We start from the raw sequence: 19,865 nt of genomic DNA on the forward strand, positions 1-19,865 counted from the left end.
GTCAGTCGTCGGCCGGGGCCGCCGAGTCGCCCGCGGAGACGCCCGTTCCGGGGCCGATGTCGATGCCGAGGTCGTCGAGTTTCTCGTCGGGGACGACGCCGTCGACCCAGCCGCGGTGGTCGTAGTACTCTTCTTTCATCTCCTCGAGTTCGCAGTACTCGCCCTCCGAGGCGCCCTGGCCGGGGATGCCGTCCTCGAGGAAGCGCTCGGGCAGCGAGTCGTCGCTGCCGTCGAAGCCGACGAGGTTGTTGTAGTACCGCTCTAAGTTGTAGATCCGTTCCCCGGCCTCGAGCAGTTCGTCCTCGGTGACGTCGCGGCCGGTCATCCCGTTGTATTGAGTGACGTACTCCTCGATGCCCTCGGCGAAGGCGTTGAACTTGCAGATGTCGAAGCTGTCCGAGATGGCGTGCAGGTCCTGGAACTGGGCGGTGAGTTCGCCCTTACCCTCGTACTCGTAGGGGTCGACCTTCTCGGGGATCCCGAGGATTTCGGCGGCCGGCGTGTACCCGCGCAGGTGGCAGGCCCCGCGGTTCGAGGTGGCGTAGCCGATGCCCATCCCCTTCATGCAGCGGGGGTCGTAGGCGGCGATGGTCTGGCCCTTGACCGCGAGCGAGTTCTCGTGGGCGTCCTTGCGGTCGGCGACGCGCTTCGGGCCCTCGGCCAGCAGGTCCGCGAGGTCGTCCTCGCGGCGGGCGATGCGCTCGATCATCTCGATCATCGTCTCGGAGTCGCCCCAGTCGAGCCCGCCTTCGTCCTCGAGTTTGCCCTCCTCGGTCATCTCCATGGCCATCGCGAGCATGTTCCCGGTGTCGATGGTGTCGACGCCCATGTCGTTACACCGGTCGATCATGAGGGCGATGTCGTCGCGCTCGGTGTGCCCGGAGTTCGGGCCGAGCGCGTAGGCCGACTCGTACTCGTAGGACTCGGTGCGGACGTTCATCTCCTCGCCCTTGTGCATCGCCGTGACCTCGACTTCCTTCTTGCAGGCGACCGGACAGGAGTGACAGGTCGGCTCGTCGACGAGGATGTTCTCGCGGACGTTCTCGCCGGAGACGCGCTCGGCGTCGATGTCGACGCCCTCCGCGTCGCGCATGCTCTCGGTCGAGGTGTACCGGCCGTTCTTCGTCGGGAGCCCGTCCATCTCCTCGCCGATGTTCATCAGGACGTTGGTCCCGTACATCGAGAGGCCGCCCTCGTTGGGCGCGGTGACCTCCGACTCCTGGATGGCCTGCATGGCCTGCTGGTGGCCCTCCATGAACGTCTCCTTGTCCGCCGGTTTGGGCATCTTCGTCCCGGACTTGACGACGATCGCCTTGAGGTTCTTCGACCCCATGACGCAGCCGGTGCCGCCGCGGCCGGAGGCCCGGTCGTCCTCGTTCATGATGCAGGCGTACTTGACGCCGTTCTCGCCGCCGGGGCCGATCCCCATGATCGAGAGGTTCTTGCCGTAGGCGCCGTCGACCTCCTCCTCGATCGCGTCGCGCGTGTCGTGGAACCCTTCGCCCCAGAGGTGGGAGGCGTCCCGGAGTTCGACCTCGCCATCTTCGATGTAGGCGTAGACCGGCTCGTCGGCCTCGCCTTCGACCAGCAGGCCGTCGAAGCCGGCCCACTTCAGCCGGGCCCCCGACCAGCCGCCGTGATGGCTGTCCGTAACGGTGCCCGTCAGCGGCGACTTCGTGCAGACGGCGATCCGACCGCTCATCGTCGTCTGGGTCCCCGACAGCGGCCCGTTCATGAAGGCCAGCAGGTTGTCCGGCCCGAGCGGATCGACGTCGGGACCCTGTTCGAAGACGTACTTCACGCCGAGGCCGCGCGCCCCGATATACTTCCGCGCGTCCTCGTCGTCGATCGGCTCGTAGTCGACCGATCCCTCCGATAGATCGATGCGGGCGACGTGATCCTGAAATCCACCGATGTCAGTCATGATAACTCCACACCGTTCAATTAGTCGTCTACGGTGTTAGTCGTTCTCACCCCAATATAACCAGATTCGGTTACGTGCTCGATCGCGACGTCGCTCGAGCGGTCAGGAGCCGCCCGGACAATGCGCTTAACTACCGGATCGATCTCGATCGGCGGTTGCAAATACTGCGGCGTCGTAACTGACACTACTCGAGTCGACGGCCGGAGCCGCCGATTTCGCGGCGCCCGACGCTCGCTACAGGAGCAAGGAGACGATCGCGAGGATGATGAATATCAGCACGAAGATCCGCGCGACCTCCATGGAGATCCCCGCGACGCCGCGAGCGCCGACGGCGGCCGCGACGATCGCCAGGACGAAGAAGATCACTGCCCAGTACAGGAACCCGCCGCCAGCCTGCAGCGGTACCGACGTTACGAGGTGGAACATACGCCGGTCTATCACGAAGGGACAGATAAACCTCGGCGACCGTCCAACCGCTAGCGCCGGGCTACAGTCCGTTAAGACGGGCATTCAGCCCTGCAGTGTCAGCCCGAAGACTCAGTGTCTCCGAAGAACGCCCGACACAGCTTCGCTTCGGCCGTTCGGAGGTGTTCGTGGAACGTCGGCCGGGAGACGCCCATCGACTGGGCGAGATCCTCGCCCGTCGTCGGGCGGGGCCACTCGAAGTAGCCGCTCAGGTACGCCCGCTGCAGCGCGGCGAACTGGCGCTCGGTCAGGTCCCGCTCGAGGCGGGCCGCGAACTCCTGGCGGGTCTCGCCCTCGCGTTCGCGCTGCCGGAACGAGATGACGTCGGTGCCGCGGTAGCGGTCCTCGAGGGCCTCCACGATCGACCGGACGTTGGCCGAGCGCGGGATCTCGAGGGTGACGCGGGCCCGGCCGTCCTCGCTCTCGATCGACTGGAGGCGAACGCCCCGCTCGGAGAGCCAGCCGACGAGGTCGTCGCCGCCGGCGAGTTCGACCAGACACTCCCCCTCGCGCTCGAGGACGACCCGGCAGTCCAAGTCGGCGGCGTCGGCCGCCGCGACGAGGTCTGACGCGGTGGCCTCGGGGCCAGTAACGGTACACAGCGACGCGGTCTCGTCGTCGGTCCGGTGGACCGAGTGGCGGTACTCGAGTCGGCAGTCGGCCGCCGCGGTGAGCGCGACGGGCGCGACCGAGCGATCGGTCAGCGCGAGTTCGACGGCGACGACGGCGTCGGTCTCGAGCACGCGGCTGGTCTCGCGGGCGTTGACGCCGCTGGCGACCGCTCGGGCCAGCGCCGAGAGGATCACCCGCTCGCGCTCGTCGATCTCGCGGTCGCGGTCGGTGCGGACGGTGAGCACGCCGTACTCGATCCCGTTGTACGACAGGGGGAACGCGGCGCGAGTCCGTTCCTCGTGCGCGTCGGTCGTGGCGGCGCGCTCCTCCAGCGCCGCGGCGGCGGGGTGGTCGACGTCGATCGGCGGGCCGTCCGGATCGTCGCACGCGCCGGCGCTCGCTCGGACGTCGATCGACCCCGTCGCGGGGTTGCGCTCGCCGATCCACGCGCCGTCGTAGCCCGCCTCCGCGACGATCCGCTCGCAGACCGCGGCCTCGAGTTCCGAACGGTTCGTCGAGCTCGCGACGACGTCCGTGACGTCCTGGATCAGCCCCTCCACGCGCTCCAGGAGGTCGTCGAGCTCCTCGGTGCGGCGCTCGAGGGCGAGTTCGGCCTCCTTGCGCGCCGTGACGTCGTTCTGGAAGCCGACGTAGTTGGTGACCGTCCCGTCCGCGTCGCGGACGGGAGCGATCGTCACTTCGTTCCAGAACTCGGTGCCGTCCTTGCGGTAGTTCTTCAGTTCGACGGTGATCGGCCGCTCCTCGTCGATGGCCGCGGCCATCTCGGCGATGGCCACTTCCTGGGAGTCCTCGCCCTGCAGAAACCGGCAGTTCCGGCCGACGACCTCGTCGTAGCCGTAGCCGGTGATCTCCTGGTAGGCGTCGTTGACGTAGACGAGCGGGTTGTCCTCGCGGTCCGGGTCGGAGATGGTGATCCCCACCGGCGCCTCGTTGATCGCGCGGTCCTTGACGGTCCGGTCGCGCTCGCCCAGCGCCGCCCCGTCGGTCTCCCCCTCCGACTCGCCGGTTGCGGCGTCCTCCCGCCCGCGGTCGAACGTGATCGTGGCCACATCGGCGTCCCGGTGGACGCGCGCGTCGTACGGCTCGTCCTCGAGCGGGACCCGGCGGACCGTCCCGACGGTCGTCTCGTCGACGGCCGCCTCGAGTCGCGGCCACGACTCGAGCGCGCTCGCCGCGTCCCACTCGCCGGCCCCGCGTCCGCCCTCGGTCGACGGCAAGTCGAGCGCCGTCCGCGCCGCGTCGTTCGCGTACGTGATCGTCTCGTCGACGACGGCGACGACGGGGTCGACGACGGCCTCGAGTGCGGTGGCCGCGGGCGTGGCCCGGCCCTCGTCCTCCGCCGCATCGGCGTTCTCCATAGCCCTCCTTCGAGCGGCAACGCCGTAAGAACCGCGGTGGTCGGCCGGACGGTTCAACGGTCGGACTGGTACCCTAGATTGTTATGTGTTGCCATAGCATAGCTAGACACATGTCTACCTATCGATCACCCTTCGAACAACTCAAGGCGAAATTCGAGAAATCGGACCCCAAATGTCCGTCGTGTGGCTACGTCGATACCGACGGGAGCTGGCGCGTACAGACGACCGGGAGCCGCGTCACTTACCAGTTCGTCTGTCCGACCTGCGACGCCATCGAAACCCGTGAGATGCGGCTCGACTAAGACGGTCGGAGACGAACGGCTGTCGGCCCCGCTTCGAGGGAGTTCGAGTGACGTCACCGCATCTCGACGTGATAGCCCAGCCCGTTCCACACCCGCTACGTCGGGGTGAGGCCGATGACACGGAGCTTCATCGCCGAGATGACCATCTCCCACGCGGATCTCCCGTTGACGCCGACGATCCGAACCGTCGACGGCGTGGAAATAGCGGTGGAATCGGAACCGTTGACCTATCCCGATCAGTCCGGATCGATCCTCTTCTATTCGGTAACGAACTGCGACTTTCGAGCGTTCGACTCCGCGCTCGAGACCGATCACACGGTAGACGAATGGGAGGTGACGATGGATTTTCAAGACCACCGCGTCTACCAGATCTATCACACCCAAGAAGCGAAGTTCACGACCCCCGAAATCGCCGATCTCGGGTTACAGGTGCTCTCCAGTTGGACCGTCGGCCGAGGTTGGGAATTGCGATTACACGCGCCCGATCGAGAACGGCTCGGCGACTACTGGAAGTTCTGTCGCGAGGAGAATATTCAATTCGAACTCGAGAAGCTCTACAGCACCGGACCGCAAGCGAACGCGGCCTCCGGCGGTCACGCCGAGGTCTCTCTCACCGAACGCCAGCGAGAGGTCGCCCGTACCGCGACCCGAATGGGCTATTACGAACCAGAGGGCGCGAGTGCAGCCGAGGTCGCCGACGAACTCGATATCTCGCCGTCGACGCTGTCGACGCATCTGCGGCGGATCATGGCCAAAGTGTTCCGCCAACTGTTCGACGACTAACCGGCTCCGAACGGGCAGTCGATCTCCCTATCCGCCCCGATATAAATAGTGGAAGAATACGACGGTAGATACGAGGCCATCGAAAGAAACTATTCGGTAATGAGTAAACCAAGCCACTCCGCGGAGCTATCGAGCGAGACGCCGAGTCTGGCGATCGTCGAACGGGTCGCCGCGCTCGACGGAACGGATCCGCTATCGCTGCCGCCGCTGTACGACGCCGTCGATCCCGAAGCGCTGGATTCGCTCTTTCAGTCCTCGAGCACCGACGGCCCGCGGACCACGGGGTCGGTGCAGTTCACGTACTACGGCTACGACGTCCGCGTCGACGCGGACGGCGAGATCGCCGTCGAGTCCTAACCGCGTTCCGAAACCGTCGGTGCGAACGCCGTCACGACCCACCCCAGACGAAGGCGCTTTACGCGCCGGACTGCTTGCCCCTCGTAATGAGCAAACCGAGCCCCGATGTCTACGAGCAGGGCAAGGGCATGGACGCCCACAATCAGGTCATGCGCGAGATCCGCTCGCGCAAGGAGGCCAGCTACGATCCCCACGAGCCCACCCGCGTCTGGCTCGACGAGGACAACACCCCCGGCGGCGTCAAGCGGAGTCTGACGATCATTCTGAACACGGGGGGCTGCCGGTGGGCCCGCGCCGGCGGCTGTACGATGTGCGGCTACGTCGCCGAGAGCGTCGACGGCGGCAGCGTCTCCCACGAGGCCCTGATGGACCAGATCGACGTCTGTCTCGAACACGAAGACGAGAACGCCGACGAGCCGGCCGAGCTCATCAAGATCTACACCTCCGGCTCCTTCCTCGACGAGCGCGAGGTCGGCGCCGAGACCCGCCGCGCCATCGCCGAGACCTTCGCCGACCGCGACCGGATCGTCCTCGAGTCCCTGCCCGACTTCGTCGACCGGGAGAAGATCGGCGACTTCACCGGACACGGGATCGACACGGACATCGCGATCGGCCTCGAGACGGCGACCGACCGCGTCCGCCACGACTGCGTGAACAAGTACTTCGACTTCGCGGACTTCGAGGACGCCTGCGCCGAGGCCGCGACGGCAGACGCCGAGGCCGACGACGCCGAGGCCGGCATCAAGGCCTACCTCCTGATGAAGCCGCCGTTCCTCACCGAGTCCGAGGCCGTCGCGGACATGATCTCCTCGATCGAGCGCTGCGCCGACGTCGAGGGCTGTCACACCGTCTCGATGAACCCCTGTAACGTCCAGCGCTACACGATGGTCGACGAGCTCTACTTCAACGACGGCTACCGCCCGCCGTGGCTCTGGTCGGTCGCCCACGTCCTCGAGGAGACCGCCGACACCGACGCCATCGTCGTCTCCGATCCGGTCGGCCACGGCTCCGATCGCGGGCCGCACAACTGCACGGAGTGTGACGACCTCGTCCAGAAGGCGATCAAGGACTTCGACCTGCGGCAGGATCCCTCCGTGTTCGAGCAGGTCTCCTGCGAGTGCGAACTGACCTGGGAGACCGTCATGGAGCGCGAGCGCGGGTTCAATCAGCCGCTGACGCGATAGCGACGATCGCCGCGGGCGCGGACGACGGTTCTCTCGCGACAACGTCGTGAGACCGCTGCTCGCTCGCTTCGCGAACTGCACGCGCGTCTCGACCGGAATCGGTCGGGAATATCGGAGCTAACGCGCCGCGCATTAGGACGGAACTGAAAATACTACCGGACTGCGAGAGCCCGGCGAAGGCGCTCTGCGAGATTACTCGATCGTCACGGATTCGCTGCAAACGGGGCAGGCGGCCCCGTCAGTTGCGTTTTCGAGCTCGGACTGTTCCCCCGTCCAACCGCAGATCGGACACTGTATCGGGTCTGATCCGGACACGGCCCACTGAAGCCATCCGTCGCCGGGTCAAAAAGCGTAGCGTCTGGACCGACCGGTTCCGGCGCGCCGTCAGTCGCCGGTCGCCGTGCTGTCCCCGGCCGACCGGACCGGTTCGGTGTCGGCCCGCGGGAGTTCGAGCGTGACGACGGTGCCTCGCGGCTCGTTCGCGTCGAAGGACAGCTGGCCGCCGGCCTGCGTGACGACGAGGTTGACGAGCCAGAGGCCGAGCCCGCTGGCGTGGCGCAGTTGCGTGATCTCCCGGTCGCCCTGGAGTAGCTCCCGCTCCTCGTCGGGTATTCCGGGCCCGTCGTCGGCGACCGACAGCGAGAGCATTCCGTCGTCGCTCCGGTCGCAGACCGACACCTCGATCGTCGGCGCCGTCCCGTCGTGGTGTTCGACGGCGTTCTCGAGCACCTGGTAGAGGACGGTCTCGAGCGAGGCGTCGATCCGGACGAACAGCCGGTCGGGGACCGAACAGGAGACGGTGACGGCGGGGTACTCGGCCTCGAGGCGGTCGACGGTCTCCGCGATCGTCCGAGCGACGTCGGTCGGGCCCGTGGTCGTCGGCTCGCGCTCCAGAACGCGCTCGACGGTGCGGGTCTTCTCGGCGAGCGAGACGAGTTCGCCGGCCCGCTGCTGAATGGTCGTCGCGTACTCGATAGCGTCGTCCTCGACGGCGTCGGCGAGCATCTCGGCGCAGCCGTCGATGATGTTCATGCCGTTTCGCATGTCGTGGCGCAGGACGCGGTTCAGAATTTCGACGCGCTTCTGGCGCTGTTTCTGGTCGGTGATGTCGGTGTAGAGGCCGAACGTGTGGTCGGTCGACTCGCCGCGGTCGACGGGAACGATCCGCATCATGAAATCGCGCAACCCGTCGTCGGTCCGCCGCTTGACCTCGGTCTCGACGGTCTCGCCGTCGCCGCCGCGGCGGGTGAGCGATTCCGCCTCCGCGCTCCTGTTCGCGGGGACGATGATCCGATCGAGGGACCGACCGACGACCGCCGACTCCTCGTAGCCGAACGTCCGTTCGAAGGCCGGATTGACCGCCTCGACGATCGCGTCGCCGGCGGTCTGGCGCGCGCTGACGACGGCGTCGGGGACGTTCTCGAACAGCGCCGCGAACCGGTCGCGTTCCGCCCGCAGCTGTTCCTCGAACGCGAGCCGATCGAGCGCGTCGGTGACGTGTGACAACAGGAGCTCCGCCAGCTCCTCGTCCTCCCGACTGAACGAGTCGACCGTCGTCGAGACCGTCTGGAACACACCGCGGTCGCCGATCGGGACGGACAGCACCGAGCGCAGCGCGCCGTCGACCGGCGCGGCGTCGGGCGCCGTCCGGAGATCGTCGATCCGGTAGGTCTCCCCCGTTCGATACGTCTTGGCGGCGATCCCCTCGTCGATTCCCATCCGCCGGTCGAACTCGGCGTCGAGTTTCGAAGAGAGGGCCGCCGTGACGAGGTGGTCTCCCTCGAGGCGCTTGACGACGCAGGCGTCGAAGTTCAGGACGTCTTCGGCCGCCTCGACGGCGCAGTCGTAGATCTCCCGTCGACTCCGGCAGTTCTCGAGGCGGGAGGCGACCTCGTGGAGGCGCTCGATCTTCGCCTTCCGTTCGACCAGCTCCCGTTCCATCCGCTTGCGCTCGCTGATATCGCGAACGATGCCGACCGAGCCCGCGATCTCGCCGTCCGAGCGCAACAGGGCCATGTTGACCTCGGCCGGTGTGCGCTCGCCGTCGCGCCCCACCAGCGTCACCTCGTAGGTCGCAACGCGTCGGTCGTCCGAGCGGAGGCGGCGAACGCGGCGCCGTCCGCGCTCGACGCTCTCGTCGGTGAGGACCGTCGAGATGTGCTCGCCGACGAGTTCGTCGCGACCGTAGTTACACGTATTCGCCATCGTGTCGTTGACGGCGATGAACCGGCCCTCGGCGTCGAGCTGATAGACGCAGTCGCCGACCGTCTCGACGATCGTCTGGGTCCGCTCGAGTTCGCGCTGCCGGGTCGCTCGGTCGAGCGCGGCCTCGGCCGTCGCGGCGAGGACGTGAACGAGGTGGATCTCCGCGATATCGAGGTCGACGTCGTCCGCCGACGCCACCGTCAGCAACCCGTGGTCGCCCAGCGGGTGGACGACGGCGTTCCCGACGTCGATCCCGAGATCGTAGGGGAGTCGCTCGGACCTGACGTCCTCGAGGACGGACGGGTCGCCCTCCTCGTAGCTCTCCCAGAGCACCCCCTCGTCCGGTGCGATCGAGGAGATGTCGCTCGTGGCCGCGTCGAGGGACTCGCTGACCGCCGCGAGTTCGAGCGTCCCGCGGTCCGCGTCGTAGATTCGGACCGCGGCGAGCGGACGGTCGATGACGTGTTCGGTCGCGTCGGTCACGATCGCGGCGATCTCGTCGGGCGACTCGGCGCGCATCAGTTCGCGGGTCGTCTCCTGGAGCGCCTCGAGGGCGTTCGCGCGCTTGCGTTCGGCGGTGACGTCTCGAACGAACGAGAGGACGCTGACGACCGCGCCGTCGTCGTCGGTCAGCGGCGTGTTGACCCACTCGCAGGTGATCGTCGTTCCGTCCTTGCGAACGTTCTCGTCGGTCCGCCACGCGGAGTTTCCGTCGAACTCCCCGTCGAGCAGGCGCTCCCAGTGCTCGCGGATCTCGTCTCGAATGTCGGCGGGAACGATCAGTTCGGTCGCGGACCGACCGCGGGCCTCCGACGCCGCGTAACCGAACAGCTCCGTCGCCGCCGGATTCCAGCTCACGACGTCGAACTCGAGGGACCACTCGATCACGGCGAACGGCGATCGGTCGATCAACGACTCGAGTTGACTCGAGAGCGCGGTCGCCGAGTCGGACCCGGAGGAGTCGGCGGTCGGCGCCTCGATCCCGTCGTCCGCGAGGAGGGCGTCGATGCGGCTCGCGAGCGCGTCGACGCCGTCGGCGCGGGGAACGTAGCCGTCGGCGCCGGCGGCGACGACCGCGCCGGCCAGCGACTCGCTGCCGTCGGCCGGAAAGACGATCACCGGAAGGTCTGGCCACCGGGCCCGGAGCCGGCGACAGCACTCGACCGGATCGGCGTCGGGCGAGCCGTCGCCGACGACGACGCAGTCGGCGCTCGAGCGAGCGGCTGTCAGGTCCGCGACGCTGTCGCCGGCCGCGACTCGACCGACGCGTTCGCGCAGTTCCCGGACGGTCCCGTCGGCGGCGGGGCAGACGTAGACGACCCCCGTTTCAGATCCCATGCGCTCGTCCCCTCCAGTTGGATACACCGGCTTCAACGAACTGCCATGTCATTACTGTTCGACTCGACTCAGAAATTGAGTCGTGACGCGATCGGCGGTTCGTCGGGGACGGTCGCGAAAACGAGAAGACGAGTCAGCGGGCGTCTACGCTTCCGTCTCGGCCAGTTCGAAGCCGCGGAGGATCCCCCGTCCGTCGGTCGGACCGACGTCGGGCAGCGTCGCCCGCTCGGGGTGGGGCATCAACACGGCGACGGTCTCGCGCTCGCCGAGGACGCCCGCGACGTTGTGTTTCGAGCCGTTCGGATTCACGTCCGGTCCGGTCTCGCCGTTCTCGTCGCAGTAGCGAAAGAGGATCCGATCCTCGTCCTCGAGTTCGTCGAGGCGGTCGTCGTCGATCTCGTAGCGGCCCTCGCCGTGGGCGATGGGGATCTCGATGACGTCGCCCTCGTCGTAGGCCGCCGTCCACGGCGTGTCGTCGCGCTCGACGCGCAGGTAGACGTGTTCGCACTGGAAGCGGGCGCTCTCGTTGGTCGTAAAGGCGCCCTCGGTGAGCCCCGACTCGCAGCCGATCTGGGCGCCGTTGCAGACGCCGAGGACGGGCGTGCCCTCGGCCGCGGCCTCGCGGACCTCGGCCATGATCGGCGAGCGCGCGGCCATCGCTCCCGCGCGCAGGTAGTCCCCGTAGGAGAACCCGCCCGGCAGGACGATCCCCGAGGTGTCCGCTGGCAGGCCGTCCTCGTGCCAGACGATCTCGGCGTCGATCTCGAGGTGCTCGAAGGCGCGCTCGGCGTCGCGGTCGCAGTTCGAGCCGCCGAATCTGATGATCGAAACCGTCATCTACCGCTCGTCGACCTCCACGTCGTAGTCGTGGATGGTCGGGTTCGCCAGCAGTCGCTCTGCCATCTCGCTCGCGCGTTCGCGGGCGCTCTCGGCCGATTCGGCCTCGAGATCGACCTCGAAGCGGTCCGCCGAACGCAGGTCCTCGAGGTCGAAGCCCAGCCGCTCTAAGGCCTGCTGGGTCGTCTCGGCCTCGGGATCGAGGACGCCGTGTTTGAGCCGAACGGTCACCGTCGCGGTGTAGGCGGTCATTACCTGAATCCCCGTATCCGTGCTCAAAAACGCTTTCGACTCCGATTCGTAATACACGTTTGTGGATACCCGCCCGCGTCAGGCCGGAACGGTCGGTCGACGCGCCTCGATCGCGCGTGCGATCCGGTCGGCCGCGCGCCGCGCGCCGGCGACGTTGCCCGCCAGCGGACCGACGGTTCCCGCCGCGAGCGCGCCCGTAACGAACAGCGGCGTCTCCGACCCGGTCGCGTCGCGCCAGGCCAGCGTCTCGTCGTCGAGTACCGGCATCCCGCGGTGGCCGCGCTCGAGGTCGAGCGACGCGGCGACGCGGTCGACGAACGGGTGCTCGAAGACGGGAGCGAACCCCGTCGCCAGAACGGCGCGCTCGGCCGAGCAACAGCCGCCGTTCTCGAGCAGCAGCCGAACGCGATCGTCGATCTCGCGGGCGGAGCGGACGTCGCCGGTTCGAACGGCCAGATCGCCGCCGTCGACGGCTCGCTCGAGGCGTTCGAGCAGTCGCGGCGGAACGGTGCCGTCGTTGCGCGCCTCGCGGACGGTCTCGGAGCGCGCTCGCGATCCGGGCGGGTGGCGATGGAGGTGTTTTTCGATGTGGTTCCAGTTGATCCAGCGCGGATCGGCCTCGATCGTCGCTTCCGCTATGTCGTCGCGCGGACACAGCGTCACCCGCTCGCGCTCGGCCAGCGCGATCGCGAGCTGGACCGCGGTGATCCCGCCGCCGACGACGACCGTCTCCTCGGCGCGGCGCTCGGGATCGAACCCGTCCCAGGCGTGCGTGATCGCGTCGACGCCGTCGGCCCACGGCGGATACCGGTAGCGACCGCCGTGACCGATCGCCAGCACGCAGGTCCGCGTTCGGATTTGCCCTCCGCTCGAGTCGCCGTTCCCGTTCTCGATTCCGGTTCCGCCTTCGTCGCCCGCGTCCGTCTCGAGGACCAGCGAGCCGTCGCCCGCGGCCGAACGTCGAATCGACTCGACGGCGACTTGCCGGTGGCGGTCGGCGAGTCCCTTGCGTTCGATCACGTAGTCGGCGAAGTCCAGAAACAGCGACAGCGTCGGCCGCGGCGGATACCCCGGCGTCGGCCGGAGTTCGCTCTCGCGGCCGCGGCTCTCGGCGAACGACTCCAGACCGAACGGTTCGGTGCCGACGTGCTGGACGAACGTCGACCGAAGCTCGTCCATCCCGCAGGCCGCCGCCTTCCGACGAAACGACGCGAGCAGTCGGTCGTGCGGATCGACGAGCAGGAGGTCCTCGCGCTCGAGGGCGGTATCCTCGAGCAGCCGCTGACAGCAGTAGGTGCCGTGAACGCCGCCGCCGACGATGACACAGTCGTACATCGACCCGCGGTACGTCGCGTTATTACTTTAGTCCTATGTCTTATTAAGAAGTGCTATCTCGAAATGTGTCCTTCATACCAGCGCCCGCCGCCGATACTCGAGCGGCCGGTTCTCGGGCGATCGTCGAAAACCGGACGGCCGCGATCAGAACAGAAGCCGTCCCGTCCACGCGATGACGAACGCGAATCCGATCGCCGCGGCGGCCTGTCGCGCGAGCATCCCGGCGACGAACCGCGCCGAAACCTCGCGGGCGACCGTGATCGCCGTGACGAGACAGGGCAGCAGGACGCCGGCGAGGTAGACGGCGACCAGCACCTCGACGGGTGAGAGGGCCTCGACCGCGGCCGACTCGGCCGTCAGGAGCGCGATCCCGTCCTTCCGGATCGCCGCGAGGACGATCGGCAGCGCCGCCTCCGCCGGGAGGGCGAAGGCGGCCATCGCCGGTTCGAGAACGGCGCCGAGGCGCTCGAGCGCGCCGAGATAGTCGAGCAGCGCGGCGACGACGCAGATACCGGCGAAGACGGGGTCGCTCGAGGAACGTCCGTCGGTCGACCGCCAGATCGGTCGTTCGCGCTTCGGGAGGGGCGATCAGGCGGACGTAGAGCAGCGTCGTCGCGACGAGGACGGCGAGGTAGGGGCCGACGAGCCACGGCATTCCGACGGCGGCGAACACCGCCAGCGTGGCGGGGAACTGGTAGGAGCAGGCCGCGCCGAAGGAGATCGCGGAGATCGTCGTACAGCGGGTGCAGTCCGAGCAGGCGCGCGTGCTCGTGACCGCGGGGACGTTACAGCCAAAGCCCATGACGACCCGGACGAGATCCCGGCCGGTGAGTCCGACGCGGCGCACGACGGGATGGAGCGCCGTCGTCACGCGCATCGTCAGCCCGCTCGCCGCGTACGCGCCCGTGAACAGCGCGAAGATCAACAGCGTCGGCAGCGCCCAGACGAAGAGGAACGGCCCCATCGAGAGCAGGCCGTAGTCGCCGGCCAGAACGGTCGCCAGCGGCCCGGGCAACGTCTGCCCCCACGAAACCGCGGGCTCGAGGGCGGCCTCGACGAGCGGATCGAGTTCGGCCGCGACGGCGTTGGCGAACCAGACGGCGACCGCGGCGGGCAACAGGAGGACGAGCGCGCTCGCGACGGGGCCGAGGTACGGGCGCTCGAAGACGCACGCCGGCGGTTCGATCTCCCAGCCGGCCCGCACCGCGGTCCCGCCGGGGAACTCGTCCGCGTCGGCCAGTGCGGCGCGGACGTCGCGGCCGTCGGACGCGGCGGGAGCACCGCTCTTCCGTCCGCCGTCCGCCGCGACTCGATCGCGATCGAGGGTCCGCGCGTCGACCGGCACGACGGGGACGCCGAGGTCGGCCTCGAGGTCGACGATCGCTCCGCGCGCCTCACCGGTCGCGTCGACGCGGTCCCAGTGGGTGACGACCACCGCGCCGATCCGGCCCTGGACGAGCGGCAGGAGGTCGGCGAGGTTCCGATCGAGGCCGGTCGCCGGAACGACGAGGACGACCGTTTCGGCGCCCTCGAGCGCGGCCAGCGCCTCGCGGGTCGTCTCGGTGTCCGCCTCGAGGGTGATGCCGGGCGTGTCGACGACCTCGAGGTCGCCGCTCCGGTAGACCTCCCTCGAGACCGTCGCGCCGTCGACGTTCTCGGCGGTCGGCGCCGCGCCGGTGAGTCCCGCGGCTAACGCCGACTTGCCGACGCTCTCCTTGCCGATCAGGACGACGCGATCGACGGACGAACCGGTCATTCGGCGCCGATCACTCCGTCGCGACTCGGGGTTCGATCGGCGGTCGGTACCCCTCGATTCGACCACGGCGATGACGCTCGCATGCTCGAGTCGGTTATCGCCGCTGTTTAATAACTCTGTCTATAGAAATAATAACTTCTATTAGATTGGAGTTCGTATTGTTAATCGAATGCCCGATAACCCGATCCCCGTCACGGTACTCTCCGGCATCCTCGGCGCCGGCAAGACAACGACGCTGAATCACGTGCTGCGCGAGAGCGACGATCGCGATCTCGCCGTGCTCGTCAACGATATGGGGGAGGTGAACGTCGACGCCGAACTCGTCGCCGAATCCTCCGATATCGCCGACGAGGACGAGGAGTTGATCGAACTCTCGAACGGCTGTATCTGCTGTGAACTGCGCGGCGACCTGCTCGACGCCGTCGGCGAACTCACCGCGTCGGACCGGGAGTTCGACGCGATCGTCGTCGAGTCGACCGGCGTCGCCGAGCCGCTGCCCGTCGCCCAGACGCTGACGCTCGGCTTCGATCAGGCCGATCTCGACCCCACCGAGTTCTACGCGGAGACCGGCATCGAACCGCTCGAGGGCTGTCGGCTCGACACGACCGTCACGGTCGTCGACGCCCACCAGTTCCGCACGGCGATGGAGTCCGACGAACTGCTCGACGACGACGGCACCGAGAAACACCTCGGCGACCTCGTCGTCGAACAGGTCGAGTTCTGCGACGTCCTCCTGTTGAACAAGTGCGACCTCGTCGAGGAGGACGTCCTCGCGGAGATCGAGGCGACGCTCGAGGTGCTCCAGCCCCGCGCCGAGATCGTCCGCACCGAACACGGCCGGGTCGATCCCGACGACATCGTCGACACCGATCGGTTCGACTTCGAGGCGGCCAGCCGATCTGCGGGCTGGATTCGGGAACTGCAGGAGCCCCACGAGTCGGCCGAGGAGGAACACGGCGTCTCCTCGTTCGTCTTCGAGGCGCGCCGCCCGTTTCACCCGGAGCGGCTCGCCGACCTGCTCGACGAGTTCCCCGACGCCGTCGTCCGCGCGAAGGGCCACTTCTGGATCGCCACCCGCCGCGACGAGGCGTTCACGCTCAACGTCGCCGGCCGGTCGATTCGCGTCGGCCCCGGCGGGACGTGGGTCGCCGCGCTTCCCGAAGACGAACGCCGCGAGCACCTCGCCGAAGATCCCGAACTCGAGGCCGTCTGGCACGACCGATGGGGCGACCGGAACGTCCGGCTGGTTCTGATCGGCACCGAGATGGACCGCGAGTCGCTGCGGAGCGACCTGAAGTCGTGTCTGGCGACCGACGCCGACCTCGAAGCCGACCCCGCGACGCTCGAGGACCGGTTCCCGCAGTTCGAGCCGCCCGAAGAAGAACTCGAGAACGACGAGGAGACGAACGACGCCGACGAGGACCGCGATCACGCGACGGAACTCGGGATCGCAGATTGACTACCGTGACCGAACGAGAGTCAGACACCGACGCCGAGACGGTCTCCGAGGAAGCGACGTCGCCGGATCCGCAGCCGGCGGACGGCGAAATCTCGCCGTGTTACAAGGCCTACGTCGAGCACAACGACGACCGACCGGACGTCTGTACGATCTACTCGGACGTGACGTCGGGCGACGTCGAAGAGACGTGGGTTCGCGCGATCGGTTCGGCGTTCGTCTCTCGAGACGACGTGCGGTGACCGATCGTCCCGATCGATCCGGCCGATAGAACAGCGCACCGAACGCCCGGCGACCCGTACCGCGTTCACCGCCCCACCGATGTCGAAAGCGTTCCAGACCGTCGTCAAGACGAATGTTCACTACGAGTATCGACGCGAAGCGATCGACCGACTAATCGAACGCAGCGAGCGAACCGCCCTCTCGGTCATCGTCCGAACGAGTGGCCTCCGCGGGGAGTTCCGCCGACGGGCCCTCGAGGGGTTGATCGACTGCGACGCGACCGACGAACTCGAGGAACTGGCCGAGGACACGGCGATCGATCCCTCGCTCCGCCGACGCGCGGCCGACCACGTCAAAACGGGGCGTCGCTCGAGCCACGCCCGATAAACGCGGTCGAGGTGCCCTGTCGGCCCCGTCGTCTCGTTGCCAGCGATCGCCCGCCCTCGATTGTTATGACTGTCCGGGGGACGTCGGCCCGAACCATGTCCTACAGCCGTTCGAACTGCGACGAGTCGTTCCAGTCCGCGGCCGGCGTCACCCAGCACGTCGCGCTCCACCACAACACCTGTGCCGTCTGCGACGAGTCGTTCGACGAGGCCGACGAGCTCCGCGAACACGTCCACTCGAGCCACTGACGCGAACTCGGAACCGCCCGAGTCCGTTTTTCCGCCCGTCTCCCTCTCAGCAGTCGCAGTACTCCGGCTCGCAGCACTCGAGATCGTCGAGGAACATCCCCCGTTCCCGGTAGGCCTCGAGCGGGTCGGTATCGACGCCGAGTCGGTCGGCGATCGTCTCGGCGACGACGGCGAAGCGCTGGCGGAACTTGTAGATGAAACAGAACTGCTGCCCGTCGTGGGCGACCTGCGGGCCGACCAGGAAGAGCCCCGGCGTCTCGGTCGACTCGTCGCGGTCGGTCAGCGCCGGCGCGTCGCCGTCGAACGCGAACGGGTCGTCGACGACGGCGAGACTCCCCTCGAACCCGGTGGCGAGCAGCGGCGGCGCCCGCGAGCGGAACCGATCGCCGTCGGTCGTCCGGAGTACGTAGCCGTCGTCGGCGCGTACCGGGCCCGCCTGCACGCACTCGATACTCGCGACGCGCGCGTCGGTGACGAGATCGATCGGCCGTCCCTCGGTCAGCGCTCGCTCGAGTCGCTCGCTCGTCCGCGGCGAGAGCACCTCGCTGGGGTCGGGACTGCGGTACTGCCACGGGCCGTCGGCGTCGAGCACGGCGACCGAGCAGCCGGCGTCGGCGAGACCGAGCGCCGCGTCGATGCCGCTCTCGGCGCCGCCGACGATCACGACGTCGTCCGTGGCGGGGCCGATCGCGCCGGCGCCGTCGGCCGCGACGCGTGCGGACGGCGCTGCGTCGGAGTCCGAAGATTCGCGGTCGAAGGCCGTCTCGGCACCGTCCGGCGACCACCGGTCGGCGTAGGTCGCCCACGAGTCGACCGTCGAGACGTGGACCGCGTGCTCCGCGCCCGGAAACGAGCCGTCCGCCGGGTACTGGTACTCGCCCGCGGCCCAGACGACGTAGTCGGCCTCGAGCGGGCCCGCGCTGGTTTCGAGAGTGAAACCGTCGGCCTCGACGTCCGTCTCGCCCGACTCAGTGTCCGTACCGTCGCCGGGGACGACGCGGTCAACGTCGACGTCGCCGTAGACGGGCACCTCGTGAAACGCGGCGACGGCCTCGAGGTAGTCGGCGTACTGCTCGCCGGTCGGATGCTCGCGGTCCAGCGCCAGTGCCGGCGAGGTGTCGGGCGTGACCGCGTTCAGATCGCGGGTACCGAAGGCGGTAGCGGGAAACGACGGCGTCAGCAGTCGCATCTCGTCGGGCCACTGTCGGAACGACGAACCGATGCAGTCGCGCTCGAGGACGGCGTACTCGATCTCGAGGGACTCGAGCGCGACTGCGGTACCGATCCCCGCGGGGCCGGCACCGACGATCGCGACGTCGAGCGTTCGTGGAAGCGTCATGCGATCCTAGTACTCGCCGCCGCGGTGTTAATAATATTGGTTCCAGATTTGCTAATTGGTCATAATTATACTACACGTCATATTATGCAGTCGTTCTCAGACACATCCACGGAAAGCAGGACTTTTGGCGACAGGTAGACTGAAGCACGTAGTGATGAATCCAATTTCGCTCGAGCGGAGGTGGTCCCGATGACGACCGACATTACCGAAATCACCGTGATCGGAGACGACGATACGGGACTGGTCGCCAACGTGACCAGCCTCCTGTTCGAGCGCGGAGTCAACATCGAGGATCTCGACCAGGCGGTTCGCGACGGCGTCTTCCGGATGTATCTCGCCGTCGACACCGCCGAGATGGTCTGTACCCAGGAGACGCTCCGCGAGGACCTCCACGAACTCGGGAACGACCTCGGGCTCGACGTTCAGGTCCGGTTCCCCGCCGACCGCGAGACCCAGCAGATCGCCGTTCTCGGCACGAAGGAGAGCCACTGTCTCGAAGCCATCTTCGAGGCGTGGGCAAACGACGAACTCGGCGCCGACATCGGCGTCGTCATCGGCAACCACGACGACCTCCAGCCGCTTGCCGAACACTACGACGTCCCCTTCCACGACATCGGCGACGAGAAGGGCCAGCAAAACGAGGACGAACTGCTCGACCTGCTCGCCGAGTACGACGTCGACCTGATCGTGCTCGCGCGGTACATGCGCATCCTCTCTCCCAACGTGGTCTTCCGCTACGAGGACCGCATCATCAACGTCCACCCCTCCCTGCTGCCCGCCTTCCCCGGCGCCGAAGCGTACCGTCAGGCGCTCGAGGAGGGCGTCCGCGTCGCCGGCGTCACGGCCCACTACGTGACGACCGACTTAGACCAGGGGCCGATCATCACCCAGCGCGCGTTCGACGTCCCCGACGACGCCGACATCGAGGAGATGAAACGCCGCGGCCAGCCCCTCGAAGCCGACGCCCTGCTCGAGGCGGTGAAACTCCACCTCAACGGCGACGTCTCGGTCCACCGCGGCCGGACCTCGGTCCGAGAAAACGGGAGCGAGTACCAGCTCGGCCTCCCCGAGGAGATCGACGAGGTCACGCCGGACCGACCGGTCGACGGTATCGGCGACGTCGTCGCGAAAGAACAGTAGCGAGTCGGATCGGCCGGGAGTCGACGGGACGTTCCCCACCCCCCGTCCGTCCGCAGTCCGATTCAGTTTTCGTTCTCGAGTCCGCGAGCTACGACTCCCAGATCTCGAGGCAGTCGTCGCTACAGAAGTGTTCGTAGACGGTCTCGCCGTCTTCGACGGCGGTCACGACGCGGTGGTTAGCAGACGATGCAACGGTGTCGCCGCACACTCGGCACTCCTGTGCGTCCTCGTCCGTCGAATCAGCCATTAGGTGACTGAAGGGACAAGACCCACTTCAACGAACCTATTGCGGCTGATACGGCCACCGGCCGACAAATCCGCCCGCTGAGGCCAGCTGGCGGCGA

Annotated in this window: 18 protein-coding genes and 1 pseudogene; 9 read left to right on the forward strand and 10 right to left on the reverse strand. The window is 67.7% G+C overall.

Annotated features, from left to right (window positions below):
- Position 1 precedes the first annotated feature (1 nt).
- The 3 genes from HTZ84_RS13855 to HTZ84_RS13865 form a co-directional block, all read right to left on the reverse strand.
- Complete coding sequence (locus HTZ84_RS13855) at positions 2-1,924, reverse strand: aldehyde ferredoxin oxidoreductase family protein (RefSeq protein ID WP_174681221.1); 1,923 nt, start codon at positions 1,922-1,924, stop codon at positions 2-4.
- Between the two features lie 234 nt (positions 1,925-2,158).
- Positions 2,159-2,350 carry a DUF1328 family protein gene (locus HTZ84_RS13860; RefSeq protein ID WP_008896044.1) on the reverse strand — a complete coding sequence of 64 codons (192 nt, stop codon included), beginning with the start codon at positions 2,348-2,350 and terminating at the stop codon, positions 2,159-2,161.
- Between the two features lie 98 nt (positions 2,351-2,448).
- Positions 2,449-4,380, reverse strand: a complete 1,932-nt coding sequence (locus HTZ84_RS13865) for a bacterio-opsin activator domain-containing protein (RefSeq protein WP_174681222.1) — start codon at positions 4,378-4,380, stop codon at positions 2,449-2,451.
- Positions 4,381-4,490: 110 nt separating this feature from the next.
- Here HTZ84_RS13865 and HTZ84_RS13870 point away from each other — a divergent pair, with 110 nt between their 5' ends.
- From HTZ84_RS13870 to HTZ84_RS13885, 4 genes are all read left to right on the forward strand, one after another.
- A complete protein-coding gene (locus HTZ84_RS13870; RefSeq protein WP_174681223.1) occupies positions 4,491-4,682 on the forward strand; it encodes an HVO_0649 family zinc finger protein in 192 nt (63 codons plus the stop codon).
- A 114-nt stretch (positions 4,683-4,796) separates the two neighbouring features.
- Positions 4,797-5,465, forward strand: a complete 669-nt coding sequence (locus HTZ84_RS13875; protein ID WP_174681224.1) for a helix-turn-helix domain-containing protein — start codon at positions 4,797-4,799, stop codon at positions 5,463-5,465.
- A 99-nt stretch (positions 5,466-5,564) separates the two neighbouring features.
- On the forward strand, positions 5,565-5,822 hold the full coding sequence (locus tag HTZ84_RS13880) for a HalOD1 output domain-containing protein (protein ID WP_174681225.1): 258 nt from the start codon (positions 5,565-5,567) through the stop codon (positions 5,820-5,822).
- Positions 5,823-5,908: 86 nt separating this feature from the next.
- Complete coding sequence (locus HTZ84_RS13885) at positions 5,909-7,006, forward strand: archaeosine biosynthesis radical SAM protein RaSEA (protein ID WP_174681226.1); 1,098 nt, start codon at positions 5,909-5,911, stop codon at positions 7,004-7,006.
- Between the two features lie 384 nt (positions 7,007-7,390).
- On the opposite strand, the gene HTZ84_RS13890 is transcribed toward HTZ84_RS13885, so the two are convergent.
- The 5 genes and pseudogenes from HTZ84_RS13890 to HTZ84_RS23175 all read right to left on the reverse strand — a co-directional run bounded on the left by HTZ84_RS13890 (position 7,391) and on the right by HTZ84_RS23175 (position 14,729).
- Positions 7,391-10,549 carry a PAS domain S-box protein gene (locus HTZ84_RS13890; protein ID WP_174681227.1) on the reverse strand — a complete coding sequence of 1,053 codons (3,159 nt, stop codon included), beginning with the start codon at positions 10,547-10,549 and terminating at the stop codon, positions 7,391-7,393.
- Between the two features lie 144 nt (positions 10,550-10,693).
- A complete protein-coding gene (gene purQ, locus HTZ84_RS13895) occupies positions 10,694-11,386 on the reverse strand; it encodes a phosphoribosylformylglycinamidine synthase I (RefSeq protein ID WP_174681228.1) in 693 nt (230 codons plus the stop codon).
- Positions 11,387-11,638 (reverse strand): phosphoribosylformylglycinamidine synthase subunit PurS, encoded by a 252-nt coding sequence (gene purS / locus HTZ84_RS13900; protein ID WP_174681229.1) that lies wholly within the window; start codon positions 11,636-11,638, stop codon positions 11,387-11,389. It lies immediately after the preceding gene.
- Positions 11,639-11,716: 78 nt separating this feature from the next.
- Positions 11,717-12,973 (reverse strand): FAD/NAD(P)-binding protein, encoded by a 1,257-nt coding sequence (locus HTZ84_RS13905; RefSeq protein ID WP_174681230.1) that lies wholly within the window; start codon positions 12,971-12,973, stop codon positions 11,717-11,719.
- A gap of 144 nt (positions 12,974-13,117) precedes the next feature.
- Positions 13,118-14,729 (reverse strand): annotated as a pseudogene (locus HTZ84_RS23175) (nucleoside recognition domain-containing protein).
- Between the two features lie 169 nt (positions 14,730-14,898).
- Here HTZ84_RS23175 and HTZ84_RS13915 point away from each other — a divergent pair.
- The 4 genes from HTZ84_RS13915 to HTZ84_RS13930 all read left to right on the forward strand — a co-directional run bounded on the left by HTZ84_RS13915 (position 14,899) and on the right by HTZ84_RS13930 (position 17,042).
- Positions 14,899-16,188: a GTP-binding protein gene (locus tag HTZ84_RS13915; protein WP_174681231.1), complete on the forward strand. Its 1,290-nt coding sequence runs from the start codon at positions 14,899-14,901 to the stop codon at positions 16,186-16,188.
- Positions 16,189-16,193: 5 nt separating this feature from the next.
- Complete coding sequence (locus tag HTZ84_RS13920; RefSeq protein WP_174681232.1) at positions 16,194-16,427, forward strand: DUF7511 domain-containing protein; 234 nt, start codon at positions 16,194-16,196, stop codon at positions 16,425-16,427.
- 79 nt (positions 16,428-16,506) lie between these two features.
- A complete protein-coding gene (locus tag HTZ84_RS13925; RefSeq protein WP_174681233.1) occupies positions 16,507-16,794 on the forward strand; it encodes a hypothetical protein in 288 nt (95 codons plus the stop codon).
- Positions 16,795-16,889: 95 nt separating this feature from the next.
- Positions 16,890-17,042, forward strand: a complete 153-nt coding sequence (locus tag HTZ84_RS13930; protein WP_174681234.1) for a C2H2-type zinc finger protein — start codon at positions 16,890-16,892, stop codon at positions 17,040-17,042.
- A 46-nt stretch (positions 17,043-17,088) separates the two neighbouring features.
- Here HTZ84_RS13930 and HTZ84_RS13935 read toward each other — a convergent pair whose 3' ends face one another.
- Positions 17,089-18,381 (reverse strand): NAD(P)/FAD-dependent oxidoreductase, encoded by a 1,293-nt coding sequence (locus HTZ84_RS13935; protein WP_174681235.1) that lies wholly within the window; start codon positions 18,379-18,381, stop codon positions 17,089-17,091.
- Positions 18,382-18,570: 189 nt separating this feature from the next.
- Between HTZ84_RS13935 and HTZ84_RS13940 the strand changes: the two genes are divergently transcribed.
- Entirely contained in the window at positions 18,571-19,521 is a 951-nt protein-coding gene (locus HTZ84_RS13940) for a formyltetrahydrofolate deformylase (protein ID WP_174681236.1), read from the forward strand.
- Positions 19,522-19,609: 88 nt separating this feature from the next.
- On the opposite strand, the gene HTZ84_RS13945 is transcribed toward HTZ84_RS13940, so the two are convergent.
- Positions 19,610-19,768 (reverse strand): DUF7576 family protein, encoded by a 159-nt coding sequence (locus HTZ84_RS13945; protein WP_174681237.1) that lies wholly within the window; start codon positions 19,766-19,768, stop codon positions 19,610-19,612.
- Positions 19,769-19,865: the final 97 nt, after the last annotated feature.

This window comes from Haloterrigena gelatinilytica (assembly GCF_013342145.1).
In the GTDB taxonomy this organism is placed as follows: domain Archaea; phylum Halobacteriota; class Halobacteria; order Halobacteriales; family Natrialbaceae; genus Haloterrigena; species Haloterrigena gelatinilytica.

What these genes read in the sequence shown, in the direction of transcription:
- HTZ84_RS13860 (WP_008896044.1), bottom strand. Translation starts at nt 2,350, where the DNA reads ATGTTCCACCTCGTAACGTCGGTACCGCTGCAGGCTGGCGGCGGGTTC.
- HTZ84_RS13940 (WP_174681236.1), top strand. Translation starts at nt 18,571, where the DNA reads ATGACGACCGACATTACCGAAATCACCGTGATCGGAGACGACGATACG.
- HTZ84_RS13890 (WP_174681227.1), bottom strand. Translation starts at nt 10,549, where the DNA reads ATGGGATCTGAAACGGGGGTCGTCTACGTCTGCCCCGCCGCCGACGGG.
- HTZ84_RS13915 (WP_174681231.1), top strand. Translation starts at nt 14,899, where the DNA reads ATGCCCGATAACCCGATCCCCGTCACGGTACTCTCCGGCATCCTCGGC.
- HTZ84_RS13945 (WP_174681237.1), bottom strand. Translation starts at nt 19,768, where the DNA reads ATGGCTGATTCGACGGACGAGGACGCACAGGAGTGCCGAGTGTGCGGC.
- HTZ84_RS13905 (WP_174681230.1), bottom strand. Translation starts at nt 12,973, where the DNA reads ATGTACGACTGTGTCATCGTCGGCGGCGGCGTTCACGGCACCTACTGC.
- purS (WP_174681229.1), bottom strand. Translation starts at nt 11,638, where the DNA reads ATGACCGCCTACACCGCGACGGTGACCGTTCGGCTCAAACACGGCGTC.
- purQ (WP_174681228.1), bottom strand. Translation starts at nt 11,386, where the DNA reads ATGACGGTTTCGATCATCAGATTCGGCGGCTCGAACTGCGACCGCGAC.
- HTZ84_RS13880 (WP_174681225.1), top strand. Translation starts at nt 5,565, where the DNA reads ATGAGTAAACCAAGCCACTCCGCGGAGCTATCGAGCGAGACGCCGAGT.
- HTZ84_RS13925 (WP_174681233.1), top strand. Translation starts at nt 16,507, where the DNA reads ATGTCGAAAGCGTTCCAGACCGTCGTCAAGACGAATGTTCACTACGAG.
- HTZ84_RS13865 (WP_174681222.1), bottom strand. Translation starts at nt 4,380, where the DNA reads ATGGAGAACGCCGATGCGGCGGAGGACGAGGGCCGGGCCACGCCCGCG.
- HTZ84_RS13885 (WP_174681226.1), top strand. Translation starts at nt 5,909, where the DNA reads ATGAGCAAACCGAGCCCCGATGTCTACGAGCAGGGCAAGGGCATGGAC.
- HTZ84_RS13930 (WP_174681234.1), top strand. Translation starts at nt 16,890, where the DNA reads ATGTCCTACAGCCGTTCGAACTGCGACGAGTCGTTCCAGTCCGCGGCC.
- HTZ84_RS13870 (WP_174681223.1), top strand. Translation starts at nt 4,491, where the DNA reads ATGTCTACCTATCGATCACCCTTCGAACAACTCAAGGCGAAATTCGAG.
- HTZ84_RS13855 (WP_174681221.1), bottom strand. Translation starts at nt 1,924, where the DNA reads ATGACTGACATCGGTGGATTTCAGGATCACGTCGCCCGCATCGATCTA.
- HTZ84_RS13935 (WP_174681235.1), bottom strand. Translation starts at nt 18,381, where the DNA reads ATGACGCTTCCACGAACGCTCGACGTCGCGATCGTCGGTGCCGGCCCC.
- HTZ84_RS13875 (WP_174681224.1), top strand. Translation starts at nt 4,797, where the DNA reads ATGACACGGAGCTTCATCGCCGAGATGACCATCTCCCACGCGGATCTC.